This window comes from Pseudoalteromonas sp. NZS71 (assembly GCF_015864715.1).
In the GTDB taxonomy this organism is placed as follows: domain Bacteria; phylum Pseudomonadota; class Gammaproteobacteria; order Enterobacterales; family Alteromonadaceae; genus Pseudoalteromonas; species Pseudoalteromonas arctica.
In genome coordinates, this window is record NZ_JADYWS010000033.1 from 1 (window position 1) to 14,884 (window position 14,884).

The following is a 14,884-nucleotide window of genomic DNA, read 5'->3' on the forward strand; positions in this document are numbered from 1 at the left end:
TTTTTCACCCAAATTTGTATGCTTATCAGCATAACATTTCTTTCTTAATGGGTGGCCAAAATTACTGTACCACTACATACAATAAAAATTATGATTCTCTTGTAGTTATGACTTTAAACGGGTGAAATTTACAAACTAGTGTTGATATCTGACCTTATAAAATCAGGTAATCACTTTAAGGATATTTATGCCTGCTGAAGTAATATCGACAACGCAATATCTTCCAATCGTAGGTACTATGATTGGAGGGTTTATTGCTTTTATTGCTGCTTTTGCAACCTCAAAATTCAATAAAGATAAAGATGAGTTACTAGCTAGAGAAAATAGAATCAGAGCAAGAATAGAAAAAATATATAAGCTTTTGATTATAATAGACAAAGATATAACTAGCGATGTGGGGAAAATCATTAAATTTTTACATGCTAAAACTCCATATAAATTAGACGATGTCCCAGAATTACCACCTCTAATAGAGTTGGAAATGCTTATTAATATGTATTTCCCTGATATGGAAATTATTAGATTAGATTTACTAAGGTCTATACAAGACTTAACTGTAAAGATAATGTCTTGCCAGATACAGAACTATCATCACCAAGCTTATGATTTACGAAAAGTATACTCGGATGAAATTTTTGAATTAAAAAGCAAAGTTAATGAAAATATTGAATCTTTTAAAAAAAATCTTATTGTTCATGTTAAAGTTTAGTAAGGACTCATGGGAGGTTTATCATCCTTTAAGGGGGTTATAAGCTTCTAATTATAAATTTATATGAAAGCTTTTATATATATCTACTATCAATAAGGAAGTTAAGATGAGCAATGATTTATTAAAAAAATATAGAAAAAATTTAGATGACAATTTAGGGTTAGTTTCGAAAAGAAAAATACTAACCACATTATCTATTCTATTATTAGCTATACAATTTACAGGTGCTGAATTTAAAGAAGCAAATACTTTCATTTTTAAAATTGTATTTACAAATCAAAATGGCTTAAGCATCTTTCTACTTATTGCTGTTGTCTACATGCTTATCCGCTATTACAGTTACGCACATGAATTCCATGAAGAGTTGTTTAATTTAAGAGCCGAAAGGATGTTAAAAAACTCTAATATATTTCGATACAACCATCAGCAAGAACAAGTTACTGGGCTATTAGGCAAAGCTATTTATCTATCAGGTGAGGATGAACCAGGTATCAAAGATGCTAAGTATCTAACTGACGGACTATACTGCAGGAAAATAGTTTACCTAAAAGAATACTCAGATCATGATGGCTCTGAGTTATTAGAAGAAACAATATCATTAAATAAATTTAATGATGAATGGAAACTCAAAGATCTAATAAAGTTACACTTTTTCGAAATGAAATATATGATTGAATCTATTGCAAAATATAGAGAAGAGCTAGACTTGTTAGGACCATATGTTCTATCTACATGCGCTTTAATACTTACTTTTCTAAAATTAAACAGCGCTGATTATTTACAGTTATGGGATGCAATGACATCATAAGTTTTACATTTTTATACTATTCATAGCTTTTCTCCTTGATAAAACTGAAGGAATACTTTAGTTTTTTTTGAAACTTTAATTAAGATGTGTTTATAAAAATACCGCTTGGTTATTAATATAATCAAGCGGTATTACAATGATTGCCTATTCGCCACTTTACCCAATCAAACTTAACGTATTGAAACAAATAGTTTTTTAATAAACCTAGTAATTCACTAGAATGTTTTATTATTCATAAATTCACTAATAAGCTCAGACACTTTATCTGGATGTTCATCAATAACCCAATGAGCGGCTTTATCTATCCAAATCAATGATGAATTTGGAATTGCTTCTTCTAACATTGGCGCATACTTTGGCTTTTGAAACTTGTCTTCTTTACCCCATATTATGAGTGTTTCATGAGGTAAGCTTTTAAGATCGCCTGTAATAGCTTCGGTATATTCTTTATTGAGCCTACGCATGTTACTAAATAAAGCGGCTTTTCCTTTTTCATTACTCCATGGTGCTAAGTATATTTTCATCAACTCTTCAGTCATTACGCTCGAGTCGTAAACACCTTTGGGCATGAAATCTCTTAATGTATCCACAAATTCAGCTACAGTTGTTTTTTCTTCTACACCTGGTTCTAGCAAAGGTTCAAATTCTGGTATTGGCCAAGAGTCAAAACATACACTATCAATTAAAACCAACCCGTTTACTTTATCCGGATGATTTACAGCCATTAATTGAGCAACACCACCACCAATATCATGTGCAGCAATATTAACTTTAGAAATACCGAGCTCTTCTATAAACTTACACATTATTCTACATTGCGCATTTATAGATACATCGGTGTTAATTGGCATATCAGATTCACCAAAGTTTAGTAAATCAGGCGCTATTACTCGATGTTGTGATGCAAGTTTTGGCATCACATTTCGCCATAAAAATTTATTGGTTGGTATTCCGTGTATCAATAATAAAGGTGTTCCTTGTCCCATTTCTTGATAAGCAATTTGATGACCTTCTACTGTAACGTACTGTGTTTTGCTCATGCTTGTGCCTCGTTAATTTTAAAAATTATAATGTTTAGTAAACTATAAAATTAGAATATAGCCTTATAAAGCAAATTCCATCCCAAGATGAGTATTTATTAGTTATTAAAAAATCTTAATGTTTTAAAAGTTAAACCCCTGTGATACGTGGGCTCTAGGCAAAATAAATTTACTGACTTTATAATATTGCAGTGTTTAATAATTGTGATTATCAAACCGCTTTAAGAAGTGTGAAACGATGACTCGTATACATGCAACAATTACAAAAGCGTAGTTTTTAATACTTTGAAGGAATAATTTGAAATAATTATTCTTATTAAAGGATTTTTATAAATTTAAATAAATTAAAGGTTCATATACACAAAAGCACTAATAAACATTAGTGCTTTAAAAAATTATAATTTAATTTTTTAGTAAGCTATAAATAAAAAATAGTTAACCGCCCTACTGTTTCTATTTATCATTCCAAAAAATATCTAATATTTTCTATTAATACACTTTGCTTAACTGGCTTCAATAACAGGCCGTTAAACCCAAGCTTCACATACTTGTTATCACTATTTTCGTTTTCACTAAATGTATGAGCGATAATTTTTGTTGCTGATGCGTCAGCATGCTTCCTTATTTTCAGCATTGCGTCGGTGCCTGTAAATTGCGGCATTACTATATCCATTAAAATAATATCGTAAATATTTTGAGAAACCATAAGTAGCGCCTCTATAGCACTTGATGCGAAATCTATTAAAATATTTTCTTCGTTAAGCATTTTTCTAATTACTATTTCTATTAGCAAGTCATCATCTACTAAAAGCAGTCGTTTAGTTTTATTTATTGGCGTTACTTTAAACTCGATAACTTCAGCCATATTTTCAATAGTGTTTTTCATGTTTTACCTCATTACTGTTCCAGTAATATACGCTAATTTATAACGACTTATCTTTTAAAATGCGTGTTATTTGGTTTATTAATACACCTTGTTTTACTGGTTTTAATAGCATGTCATCAAAGCCCTGGTTAACGTATTTTGAATCTGTATCGGGTGTCGATGTATGCGCAATTATTTTAGTTTTCAAATTGTCACTGTGTTTTTTAATTTTTAACATAGCGTCAGTTCCCGACAATTCTGGCATTACTATGTCCATTAAAATAATGTCGTAACTGTTTTGCGATACCATCAACATCGCTTCTATTGCACTGCGCGCGTAATCTATTTTAATATTCTCATTTTTTAGCATCGCTCTAATTACAATCTCAACAAGAGGATCGTCATCAACCAGTAATAGCGTGTTTTGGTGTTTGTTAGTTACTAAACTAGCTTTTACTAAATCATTATTTGTTAACGAGCTACTTGGTACTTCTTGCTCGTTGTCTTTACCTTTACCTTGTTTGGTTGCTATGTTGACCAACATAGAAAGTGATATCGTTGACTTATTCGCGTTACTACTTACAGTTATCGCTTTACCACCTAACATTTTAAATATTGAAATAAAAAACTTTAACTCTAATGACACGTCTTTATCATCTATAAAGCGCGTTATATCATCACCCGATATACTTTTAAGCTCAGTTATAAAGTTACTACTGTCGATCAAATTACTTAATGAAAAATCGAGGTATAAGTAATTACGTTTACTTTCATTTTTAATCTGAGCGTTAATTGAAAGCGTTGTATTATTTGATGAATCCAAAACCTCAGTCACTAATTGAATAACCAATTGAGAAATTAACTTTTCATCGCTTGCGACCGTTAATTCAGGCGTAATATTATTTTTAAGAGCGATTCTTTTATTTTCAGCCTCTTTAGCTAAAATCGACATGTTATTATTGATCATTTGATTTAGGTTTACGTTTTTGGCCTGAAGCTTTAACTTACCTATTTCCGATTTATTTATATTTACGAGTTGTTGAATTACACTTTCGAGCTGGTCGCATGCATCAGAAATATTCCCCACATTGTTTTTAAATTCGTTAAGGCTTATTGGATCTTTAGATATTTCAACTAATGACTTTAAAGATGATAAAGGCGTTTTTAACTGACGACTAAGCCTTGTAACAAATTTTTCTTTTAATTGATTTGTCTGTTTTGATTTTTCGAGAACATCAGCGAGTAAACATTCTTTTTGATGTGCCTCTGTATCATCTCTAAAGTAGCAAACGAAACCATTAAAATCTGTATGTCTTTGTAATACAGTTATCCACTTCCCGTCTGTAAAACCTATATCTATTAATTGGTTACGGTCATCATCAAGCTTATGATGTTCATGGTAGTGATTTATAATATTATGCTGCTGCGCAATACTTATCAGCTGGCTATACGATAGCTGACTGTTTTGTTTATTCACCTGTGCAAATAAAAGATTAAAAGCATTGTTGGTAATCACAGGAAATTCGTGGCTATTAAAAATAGCAAACCCATGCGGCAATGCATCCAGAGAACTTGAAAAAAGCTCTTCTCTATTGAGTATTAACTGATTTTTTTGTTTTATTTCACTGTGTAAACGCCTTGGCAAACGTAAAAAATAATACACAAACGCGAATACACAAAAAGAGATTAACCCTAATCTAATTAAACTGTATTTAGTTATTTTTGGTCGTACTATTTTATTCATTGGTTGCACATGCAAGCGCCAAGTAGGAGGAAAACGACTGCTTAAAGCGCTAATACTATTTTTAATTATACTCGGGTTTACTTCTCCTTGTTTTCCTAAAGTAAACTGTGGTGTTGCTATAAAAACGTTATAATTTTCAGTGTTTAATTTACCAATAACGGCTTTTAAAAACTTACTTAAATCAAATGCTGTAAGTGTATAAATAGAGCCTTGTTTTATTTTTATTTCAGAAATCAAGAAGGCCGTATCAGCAACCGTAAATACTTCTACTGCCTGTTTATTCGCTCTTTTATTAAATTTTTCTAACCAATTTTTAAACCCATACGCGGCTAAATCAAAATTATTTTTTGACCAAAGTGCAAGCTGGTTATACTCAGAATCAAACACAACATACCCTTTATAAGTTAAGCTTTGTGAAACCTGACTCTGCACTAAATTATTAAGTTGTTCTTTTGTATAGCTATTTTGGCTTTGTAAAAAACCTGCGATAACTAAATCTTTTTGCGATATATATAATCCTTGATTATCAAATCGCTCTAAAGCATTAAATAACGTTTTACGTAATTGCTGAGTTTGTTCATTGTAATTACTTTGCAGCTCCTTTTTTTCTATAGTATAAAGAAGTAATGCAGTGAATGAGCATAATACTAATGCAATTAAGAATGCGACGGGTGCTAAACTAAATACATGAATATACTTTTCCCCATAATTCTTTTTCTCAGGATTAGTACTTTGATTACTTACTGAATCTGAATTTTTATTTAACTGTGTCTGCAATAATTGAGCAAATGAAATAAACTGATCTTTTTGTGAACCTATTAATGTTTTAGGTGCTAAATCGGCCATCAGCACTACGCCTATCAATTTATTAGTGACACTATAAATTGGATATTGTGCATAAAAACGAATTAATTTGTGAGTGTTGTTTGATACATCATCAAAAAAAGTATCTTCAAATAAATATAGTTTTTCTTGTGTGCAGCGTTTTTGATAGCTTAATAACTCATTTTCGACGCTTTCTTTATCGCTGCAGGTTATTAACTGCTCTGAATAAACTTCTCTAAAATCGATAAATTTAACAATTGCAACGTCATAAAACTGTTTTAGTAGCGTTAGCGTTTCTTTAATTTCTGTTGATATTTCATCAGTTGGTGTATCTGCTAAATTAGAATGTGAGGTAAATATATTTGAGGCGTTCATTGACGTTCTCCTTCCCCTTTTGGGGGAGTATGTATCCACGTTGTACTGTTTTGGCCGCTATGTACGGGCAGTAAAACTTTAAATGGTGGTGTTAAGCTACTAAGTGCAGGTTCGCCTGTGGTGATATTAATTACTTGTTCTGCATTAACTAAATTAAGTGATGTTTTGCAATATGTAATGCCTGGCTCAATTCCTATTAAGCTCAGTGTTTCACTAATGATAAGGTTATTTACTAAATCGATCCCGACCAGCTCAAATGTAGTTTGTAAAATAGTGAAGACGAGTGTCTCTACAATGTTTTCATCTTCTTCTAAGCGTGTACCTTCTGGGCAGCATATTGTACCAAGCTCTATATCAACGTTTGTGCCTATACCTACTAATGAAAGTGCATTAAGGGCTGTATTTAAAAGCGGTTCTACCTGAGGTAAATATAAATCAAGTATGTCACCTTGCGATTCGTACCCTGTTTGGCATGTATCACACGATTGCGATAAACCTTGATCGCTTGTACCTAAAAGTGGATTTCCTAAAGCTGTTACTCCAACTAAACAACTGCTGTCGGCCGGTTGTTTATCTATTTCAAAGCTTTCACAAGGTGAGCCTGTTACTACTTTTTGCGATACATAACGAGATAGAATTTGTTCACTATTAGCAGGGCATTGTTGTGGCGTACTTTTTAATAACTGACCAATAACGGTGTTACCTAACTGCCCTATTGCATAATTTGGACCTTGCTGCAGCGCATTTATATAACTTACATTACCGGTATTATTTAACTTGCTGACACCTTGGCTGTCGGTTGCTTCATCGCTTAAGCCCTTTAAACACGGGTTACCTTGGCAATTTGGAGCATCGTAATAAACAGCTTCTCGCGAGGTAAACCTATCATCTCTTATGCCTATTAATGCCCTGTACGTGTTGTTTGCTCCACGGTCTGTATAAAAAATGAGTGGTGCTTGATGCTCATCAAAACTTACTGCAATACCGAGTGGTCTATTATTAGCATCAACTACAGTAATTTGATTATCTACCTTAGTTTGGTGGCGCTTAATAAGGGCATCCCTTACTAAAATCACCCCACCAATTGAGCCAATAATTAAAATAGTTATAATTAATATAAGCTCAATAGTAAGTATGTACCCTTGTTGATAATGCTTTTTCATATCAGGCTCCTATAACACTTCTACAAGCATTTTAAGTACGTTCATTACTTGTAATGCTGCGGGAAAAAACACCAATACCAAAAACATCGGAAAACAAATTAAGATAATGGGAAAGGTTGTGTGCATCGCTTTTTTGTTTACTTTTTTAGCGAGTAAAATGTTCTTTTTTAGAGCTAGGCCTTCAAGTTGAGCCTCTACTGCTTGGATAAGTGGCGTACCAAGTTTTGACCCTATTAACATTAAGTTGGCGAGTTTTTTAATTCCTAATACGCCAGTTCGTTCAAAAAGTGAATTAAATGCAAATTCACGATCTTTACCTGCGCTTAGTTCGAATAAAAATAACTTTAGCTCTTTGTATAATGGGTGTTTTTGACTTAATCCATGATCAACCGCCAGTGCAAATGAGCGCTCTAGTGAAAATCCAGCGCGCATGTAAACCAGTAACACCCGTAAAAAAAACTCTAAGCTATTATTTATAACGGTTTTACGTTGATTTTTACGTAATAAAAACCAGCATTCGGGTGCAAAAAAACACATAAAACACAGTAATAATTTAATCGATTGGCTCAGCTCATAACCTGTTAGTTCTATAACCGTAAATGCACTAAAAGTAGCAGCCACTTTGAAGCAGTACAGGCTTATTAATATTTTATTAATTTGAATCCCTGCTTGTCTTAGTTGACGTTTAGAGATGATGATTAGCGGATACCAATTAATGTTTTTAGTATCGGGTTTATCTAATTCGACTTTAAGAGATTGCCTATGAATATGGATAAATGAGCCCATACTTACTAAAAGTCCGATAAGTAAAAGTATATCAATCATAATGTTACCCTTAAGCTAAGGCGTAGCCATAAAAAACCAAATAGCTGACAAAGAAGCGCAACCGTTATAAATGCAATCCCATTAGGATCGTTTAATAATGGTTCAAACCAGGTTGGATCGGTATAGCTAAATAAAGGAATTAGTGCGTAAGGTAAAAAACCACTAAATACAGCAGCGTACTTAGTACCCGAAAGCTTAGCTTTTAGCTGTTGGCGGTCGAGGGTCCGAAGCGACATCATGTTGCATACGCTTTTTAGCATATCGGTTAAATCACACTGGCTTTGTGTATGTGTAATGATGCTATGAGCAAACAATCTTACGGTTTCGCAGTTGTATCTTTCAATTAAAGGGGCAAACGACGTTTCGGCATCACTACCCATGCTCATGCGTTGTATTAGTAAGGTGCTTTGTTTTTTTATATATGGGTCTGCATGTTCATCAGCAAACTGCATTGATTGCTGTAGCGATAACCCTGTGCTTAAACACGATTGTACGGTTTCAATAAATTCTAAAAAATGATGCTCAAATTTTGCTAATTTATAATGAGCCAAGTCAATCACAGTTATAAAACAGGTTACAAAAACCACGATTGAAATAATAAACGCGCTGGTTGATGCCTCTGGGTAATATAATTTAGCTAAAAACCATGAGCTACTAGAGAGCGAGCACGCCATGCTTATAAACCAGGCGTTACTTATGTTTAAGCCTAGCACTCGTAGTGACAAAGTAAGGACGTCTTTTTCTTCTAAAATATCTACTTTTTTAGTGCCTTGGCTGCTTTTATTTTTAGCATACAAAGAAACCAACACACTAGTTGCAAGTACAAAGGTTATAACCGCCGCTATAGCTAATAAATAATCAAGTTTAGTCATTGTTAGCCTCCGGGTTATTGTGCAGTAATGCTTTTAATTCTTGTGCATTTGCCCCTTGGCCTTTCATAAACTCAATAACACTCGAGGTATTTATTAACTCACTTTGTACAGGCTCTGCTTCGTTAATACTATATAGCGGGCTAAAATGTGCGCCGCCATTAACACGCTTAATTTCACCAATACTTTTTAGAGTTCGGGTGCCATTAGTTGAGCGAGAAACATGCACTATAAGTTGAATACTCGACGCGATTAGCGAACTTGTATGGGTATCGCTCAGTTGTGCATTGTGTAATTGCACTAAGGTAGATAAACGAATAACGGCATCATTTGCGCTGTTAGCATGTATGGTCGTCATCGAACCTTGGTGACCACAGTTCATTGCTTGGAGCATATCGATTACTTCGCCAGAGCGTACCTCTCCAACAAGTATTCTATCTGCGCGCATTCTAAGGGCTGCTTTTACTAAATCTCTTAGGCTTACTGCACCTTTACCATCGCTGTTTGTGTCGTGGGCTTCCAATTGCACAACATGGTTGTGATGCAAATTAAGCTCAGCGCTTTCTTCAATGGTTACAACACGTTCATTTGGATTAATTGAGTTGGCAAGTACGTTTAATAATGACGTTTTACCAGCCCCCGCATTGCCACACACTAAAATATTAACGCCTGTTTTAACTGCACTTTTTAAAAACGATAAGATGTTTTTATCTAAAAAATGATTATTAACTAAAAAGTCATCGTTTATTTTTTTATGATTAAACTTACGAATCGATACAATCGCGGCGCTGGTACACGCAGGCGGTACAATAATATGAACACGGCTACCATCTTTTAGTTTGCCATCAACAATTGGCATAAGCGCATTGACTTGTCGACCACAGCCATCAAGTAAGCGATCAACAAATCGGCGTAAATGGCGTTCGTCATCAAACTTACTGGCAGTGCAAAGTAGTTTGCCTTGTTTATCAATCCATATATCTTGCGTGTCGTTTATTAAAATATCACTAACCTGATCGTCCAGCATAAACTGTGCAATAGGACCCAGACCCTGAATTTCATCAAATACAGCCTGAACAACCTGCTCTTGTTGGTATTGATTAAATGAAGATTGATTAAATTGTGGAATTTCACTGCACAATGCAGAGATTTTTTCGAGAACATTACTTGATAAAAGCGCGGTTGGTTCTTGTTCGTACTCTTCGATAACGGCATCGTGCAATAGCTTTTTAAGCTCTTCAAAGGTACTTAAACTGGTTTGAACTTCTTCATGTTTGCTTGATAAATTAAACATAAAAACTCACTTAGCTACATATACAGCTTCATTTTTAACGCCTTTAACCACTTCGATTGTGCGACTGGTTTGTAAGCGTGAAAAGTTTTGCAAACGACCTTGTTCAATGTCATAAGCGCTATGCACAATAATTGAAACTTTGTCGGCGTTATCTATACCCGCCAACGAATAAACATCTTTTGGAAGTACCGCAAGGACTAATGAAACACCGCCCGCAGCGGAGTTAGACTCTTTAGCTAAATTATCCATTACGCCACTTTTAGCGGCTTGCGATTTAGGACCTTTTGAAACACCAATCAACTGTACATCACGGGCAACTGTTCTTACTAAGCGATTAGTTTTAGCGACTATGTCGAGTCGGTCACCTTTGTGTATGCGCGAAAGCGGAATATCTAAGGTGTTTAGTTTTAAAGTATATAAAACACGCCCTGCCGGAATGGCTTCTGATAAATTTTGGCTTTTTTCTCTAATAAAATCGGTGTCGAATAAGGGTTGTTCAACCATTTTATTAGTTGCTAATTTTTGACCTATTAATGCACGCGGATTTTGAACGCTCAGTGCAATATTTGAATAGTTACTTGGATCTATACTCTTTTGCTCTACATCGTGAACGGTTACAGTTTGGCCGGCAGACATATTTTTGTTTACTACCCAAGCTGTTACGCTATTTTCATCGTTTACCTGTCTAATACCCAAAGCCGAAGCTAACATGCCAGAGGTGATGAGTAATATGAGAGCCGCAGTGGTTGCGCCTTTGTTACTTTTACTTTTCATAATATTCCTCCAGAGTAACTTTCACTGCCACACTTTTTGTGGCAGTGAGCCTTAAGCTTGGTATTCAAACCTGCTTGCCTTATATTGGGTACCTTGCGTTAGTTACCTTGTGAGCCGCCTGCCGTTGTACGCGTTGCAGCATCACCACTTGGTGTTGCACTAACAAGTGCGGCACTTTCACTAAAGTCTGATGCAACAAAAGTGAATGAACTACCATCGCCTGCGTACACATCAACTGAATCTACAAACCCAGAACCAGACACTTCAGCTGTGCCTTCGGCGTTAATCATGCCGTCAAATACATAGCTTTGGTCAAGTGAGCCAATTGCTTCAGCTACATCTTCAAGTTCGCTGGTTACCGAGTCACGTAATGTAGATAAACCAATTACAAGTGCCGCTACCATTGAAGTAGAAAGAATGATTAGCTCTGACGTTAGTACAAAACCTTTTTGCTTTTTGCTATTTAAGTTATGTTTAATAGTTTTCATAATCGTAGCCTTTAAATTAGAAGAGCTTATGCTCACTTTATATATAGCGAGGACCATGCCAACTAATTAAATCCTTTAAATACATATGGTTAGTGTGTTTAGATTATTTATTCTTTAGCTGTTTTTACTTTTGATTTGCAAAATGCAAATCAATATTAAAAAATAATTTTTAGATACTTAATGTTAGAAACGCTCTGTTAAATTATTAAAACTAATAGGTATTCAAAAAGGGTTAAATATTAGAAGCAGTCTTGTGGGGTAACTTATAAAACGTATGATTAGCGTAAGCTCTACTACTATTTTTGATAAATAATAAAGTGGTTTTGGCTCCTTAATAATGCCAAATTTTAGGTATAAAAAAAGGCCCGAAGGCCTTAAGAATAACAATTACCTAAAACAGAGAGTTTACCGCGCCTAGCAAGTGCTTTTTTATGCGTGGGTTCTACACGTAAAACTTGCTCATAGTAGCCACAGGCCAATAAATTATTGGTATTAGCTTCTTCAATTAACCCTTTATGGTAAAAATAGGCGGTACTATTTAAACCAAACTTAACCGAAAGCTCTAAGTAGTTTGAAGCTATAACGTAGTTGCCCTGGGCATAATGTATAGAGGCCATTTGCAGGTATGGTGAAGCATGTGTACCAAAAACATCAACGCCGTATTGAGCAATACTTTTTGCTTTAGCTAAATTACCTTGCTCTATTGCTAACGTAACCCCTAAAGTAATTGCATTTAATGGTGGATTAGCTTTATTCAGTAATGTGTTTATAACTTGTTGAGATTGATTAGCACGGCCACTTTTATAAAGTACGTAGGCCGATATCGACAGTATTGCCGTGTTATCGGGGTGTTCAAGCATTAACTGATTCACCTCATGCACTAGGTTTAAACAGTTACTTGCATTTATACCTTCACACTTTAATGGTTGGGCATTTAATTGGTATTTTTTTACTATGTCACCCAACGCGTTGTAAGGATTTACTGTTGGCTTGTAATCAATATGAGCGCAACCCGATAAAGTAAGCAGTAAAATAATATAAAATATTTTCATAGCCCTTGCTCCTGTATATAGCTAAGTACCTGTGTGTCTATATTTGCCTGTTCCCACGAACGTAATGTGTTAATTGGTTCACGCACCAGATTTGGAGTTACAACAATTATAAGCTCGCGGTTGTTTTCACTTTTGCTGGTTGTTTCACTTAACTTGCCTAGCATGCTATTGCCGTTGCCATCAGGTACAAAGTCGTGGCTTGCATTGTTATCGGTGCTAATTAAGCCACCAATAATAAGAGGCTGACCATCTTTTAAACGCGTTGACGTTTGCATGCTGCGTGTATTAAATGCACTACTGTTTAAACTGCTGCCTGTGCTTTGTGCAATTTCGGCAGTTAACGTGGTATCGGGTAATGAAATTACTGGGTTTAGATCAAGTGTTATTCTATCTTTGTCGTCAACCATGGCGCGTACATTTAATTCAACTCCGAATGATTTAAATTCTGTACCGCTAAACACCGACCCACTACTACCTTGCTGACCGCTTGTAATGCCAGATGGGCTATAACTTGTAGGTACAGGTACTTCACCACCGACTTTAAACACGGCACTTTCACCGGCTAAAACCGTGATTGTAGGGCGAGAAAGCGTTCGAGAAATACCTTCTTGTTCAAGTAATGAAAATAACATATCAATGGCAAACTGTGAGGTAGAAAGCTGTAAGTTATTAGTTAATTGACCGCCAATTAATTGCAGCGCATTTTCTATTGTTGCAGAGCCTGATTCGCGTTCAGTCATACCGTCACGGCCAAATAAACCCGCTTCTTTTTCATATCCATTAGAGAGCACGCTAATATCTGGGCGCCATTGCTTTAACCTACGTTGATTTACTTCGTATAGCTGCACCGATACACGCACTTGCGGTAAATCTTCAACTTCAATACTCGACAAAACTTTACCGCCAGCCACTGACAGCAACGTTGCTCTTGCAATATTAGAACTCACATTACTTAAATTTAATCCTGAGGTAGCATCATTTATTAAACCGCCTGACTCGTTGGCAAGTACTTCAATACCTGAACTTTTATCCTGCGTTGCGCCGCCCATTAAATTATTAGGATCAAGAGGAGAGCCCTGAGTTTGTAATGCTTGCTCTGGTTCGAATAATTTATTAATTGTATTTAATAAGCGCACTAGCTCTATCTGGTTTTTTACAGAGCCGGAAAGTAAAAACACATCGTTGTCGTCATTTGATAACTCATCAACCGAGATGCGTTTAATGGTCACTTTATCTGCGCCCATTGATTTAATCACTTCGCTAATACGCTCTTCTTTTGGCTTGGGTGCTTGAGTTACTTTTATTAAATTAATAATAGCGACTTTACTCGAGTTTTGAGAGCTGCCGCCGTTTGCGTTACCCAAGCCTTGCAAGCGTTGAGCAAGTGAATTAAACATACCTTGGTTAGGATTTGAGGTGATAACGGGTTGTGATGCTTGTGAGCTACTGGCATAAAGGTAGTTTTTTGCAGCTTCATAAGCGGCATGACGATAATTTATAGTAGGTACTTCACCACGTAATACAACAGCATGGCGATCAGGTGCTATGGTTAACTGCACGTCAGGGTGAATATCGTTTAAGGCATTTTCTAGTACGCTGTAGTCTTCGGTTACGCCAAGTAAAAATGTTTCAGAGCTTTTATCGTCGTACCACACCATCATAGATGTACGGCCTAACTTTTTAGCTAAAATTAGTAGCTCGCGACCATTAACCACGTTCACATCAAGCGTTGTTTCGTGGCCTAGTGCTATACGCGAAATATCACGGGTAAACACAAAGCGAGTATGCGTCCATTTAACCAAGTGCGATACTTTTTGTACCCGCTCACCATTTGCATTTTCTATATAATCTAAATGACTTTCACTGCCCATAGCGGTAAAAGATATTAGTAATAGTATAAAAATAAATTTTAACATAAGCCTTTCCCTCAATTTGCTTACTATATAGGTAGCAAGTATGAGGCCAAAGGTTTTTGTTTTTATAATCAATGGATTAAGATGTATGAACGTGTTTTTTATTATTTTGATTCGCAAATTGCAAATCAATGATTCAC

At 35.2% G+C, this 14,884-nt stretch carries 13 protein-coding genes; 2 read left to right on the forward strand and 11 right to left on the reverse strand.

Features of this window, described 5'->3' with window-relative positions:
* Positions 1–187 precede the first annotated feature (187 nt).
* Entirely contained in the window at positions 188–709 is a 522-nt protein-coding gene (locus tag I6E85_RS17960) for a hypothetical protein (RefSeq protein ID WP_197237210.1), read from the forward strand.
* A 106-nt stretch (positions 710–815) separates the two neighbouring features.
* On the forward strand, positions 816–1,517 hold the full coding sequence (locus tag I6E85_RS17965) for a hypothetical protein (RefSeq protein WP_197237211.1): 702 nt from the start codon (positions 816–818) through the stop codon (positions 1,515–1,517).
* Positions 1,518–1,732: 215 nt separating this feature from the next.
* Here I6E85_RS17965 and I6E85_RS17970 read toward each other — a convergent pair whose 3' ends face one another.
* The 11 genes from I6E85_RS17970 to I6E85_RS18020 all read right to left on the reverse strand — a co-directional run bounded on the left by I6E85_RS17970 (position 1,733) and on the right by I6E85_RS18020 (position 14,747).
* Positions 1,733–2,557 carry an alpha/beta fold hydrolase gene (locus tag I6E85_RS17970; protein WP_197237212.1) on the reverse strand — a complete coding sequence of 275 codons (825 nt, stop codon included), beginning with the start codon at positions 2,555–2,557 and terminating at the stop codon, positions 1,733–1,735.
* Positions 2,558–3,017: 460 nt separating this feature from the next.
* On the reverse strand, positions 3,018–3,443 hold the full coding sequence (locus I6E85_RS17975) for a response regulator (RefSeq protein ID WP_010552799.1): 426 nt from the start codon (positions 3,441–3,443) through the stop codon (positions 3,018–3,020).
* A gap of 37 nt (positions 3,444–3,480) precedes the next feature.
* Positions 3,481–6,366 carry a hybrid sensor histidine kinase/response regulator gene (locus tag I6E85_RS17980; protein WP_197237213.1) on the reverse strand — a complete coding sequence of 962 codons (2,886 nt, stop codon included), beginning with the start codon at positions 6,364–6,366 and terminating at the stop codon, positions 3,481–3,483.
* Complete coding sequence (locus tag I6E85_RS17985; protein ID WP_024589371.1) at positions 6,363–7,529, reverse strand: hypothetical protein; 1,167 nt, start codon at positions 7,527–7,529, stop codon at positions 6,363–6,365. The genes I6E85_RS17980 and I6E85_RS17985 overlap by 4 nt, the downstream gene beginning before the upstream one ends.
* Positions 7,530–7,538: 9 nt before the next feature.
* Complete coding sequence (locus I6E85_RS17990; protein ID WP_024589372.1) at positions 7,539–8,354, reverse strand: type II secretion system F family protein; 816 nt, start codon at positions 8,352–8,354, stop codon at positions 7,539–7,541.
* Positions 8,351–9,226 (reverse strand): type II secretion system F family protein, encoded by an 876-nt coding sequence (locus tag I6E85_RS17995; RefSeq protein ID WP_024589373.1) that lies wholly within the window; start codon positions 9,224–9,226, stop codon positions 8,351–8,353. Before I6E85_RS17995 ends, I6E85_RS17990 begins: the two co-directional genes overlap by 4 nt.
* Entirely contained in the window at positions 9,219–10,517 is a 1,299-nt protein-coding gene (locus tag I6E85_RS18000; RefSeq protein WP_024589374.1) for a CpaF family protein, read from the reverse strand. Before I6E85_RS18000 ends, I6E85_RS17995 begins: the two co-directional genes overlap by 8 nt.
* Positions 10,518–10,523: 6 nt before the next feature.
* Positions 10,524–11,291 (reverse strand): hypothetical protein, encoded by a 768-nt coding sequence (locus tag I6E85_RS18005; protein ID WP_024589375.1) that lies wholly within the window; start codon positions 11,289–11,291, stop codon positions 10,524–10,526.
* Positions 11,292–11,389: 98 nt separating this feature from the next.
* Positions 11,390–11,779, reverse strand: coding sequence for a hypothetical protein (locus I6E85_RS18010; protein WP_024589376.1), 390 nt, complete (start codon positions 11,777–11,779; stop codon positions 11,390–11,392).
* 374 nt (positions 11,780–12,153) lie between these two features.
* Positions 12,154–12,831: a lipopolysaccharide assembly protein LapB gene (locus tag I6E85_RS18015; RefSeq protein ID WP_024589377.1), complete on the reverse strand. Its 678-nt coding sequence runs from the start codon at positions 12,829–12,831 to the stop codon at positions 12,154–12,156.
* The gene (locus I6E85_RS18020) at positions 12,828–14,747 is read right to left on the reverse strand and encodes a pilus assembly protein N-terminal domain-containing protein (RefSeq protein WP_024589378.1); all 1,920 of its coding nucleotides are present in this window, start codon (positions 14,745–14,747) and stop codon (positions 12,828–12,830) included. Before I6E85_RS18020 ends, I6E85_RS18015 begins: the two co-directional genes overlap by 4 nt.
* Positions 14,748–14,884: the final 137 nt, after the last annotated feature.

Coding starts and splice junctions, on each gene's coding strand:
- I6E85_RS17960 (WP_197237210.1), top strand. CDS start 188: ATGCCTGCTGAAGTAATATCGACAACGCAATATCTTCCAATCGTAGGT.
- I6E85_RS17965 (WP_197237211.1), top strand. CDS start 816: ATGAGCAATGATTTATTAAAAAAATATAGAAAAAATTTAGATGACAAT.
- I6E85_RS17970 (WP_197237212.1), bottom strand. CDS start 2,557: ATGAGCAAAACACAGTACGTTACAGTAGAAGGTCATCAAATTGCTTAT.
- I6E85_RS17975 (WP_010552799.1), bottom strand. CDS start 3,443: ATGAAAAACACTATTGAAAATATGGCTGAAGTTATCGAGTTTAAAGTA.
- I6E85_RS17980 (WP_197237213.1), bottom strand. CDS start 6,366: ATGAACGCCTCAAATATATTTACCTCACATTCTAATTTAGCAGATACA.
- I6E85_RS17985 (WP_024589371.1), bottom strand. CDS start 7,529: ATGAAAAAGCATTATCAACAAGGGTACATACTTACTATTGAGCTTATA.
- I6E85_RS17990 (WP_024589372.1), bottom strand. CDS start 8,354: ATGATTGATATACTTTTACTTATCGGACTTTTAGTAAGTATGGGCTCA.
- I6E85_RS17995 (WP_024589373.1), bottom strand. CDS start 9,226: ATGACTAAACTTGATTATTTATTAGCTATAGCGGCGGTTATAACCTTT.
- I6E85_RS18000 (WP_024589374.1), bottom strand. CDS start 10,517: ATGTTTAATTTATCAAGCAAACATGAAGAAGTTCAAACCAGTTTAAGT.
- I6E85_RS18005 (WP_024589375.1), bottom strand. CDS start 11,291: ATGAAAAGTAAAAGTAACAAAGGCGCAACCACTGCGGCTCTCATATTA.
- I6E85_RS18010 (WP_024589376.1), bottom strand. CDS start 11,779: ATGAAAACTATTAAACATAACTTAAATAGCAAAAAGCAAAAAGGTTTT.
- I6E85_RS18015 (WP_024589377.1), bottom strand. CDS start 12,831: ATGAAAATATTTTATATTATTTTACTGCTTACTTTATCGGGTTGCGCT.
- I6E85_RS18020 (WP_024589378.1), bottom strand. CDS start 14,747: ATGTTAAAATTTATTTTTATACTATTACTAATATCTTTTACCGCTATG.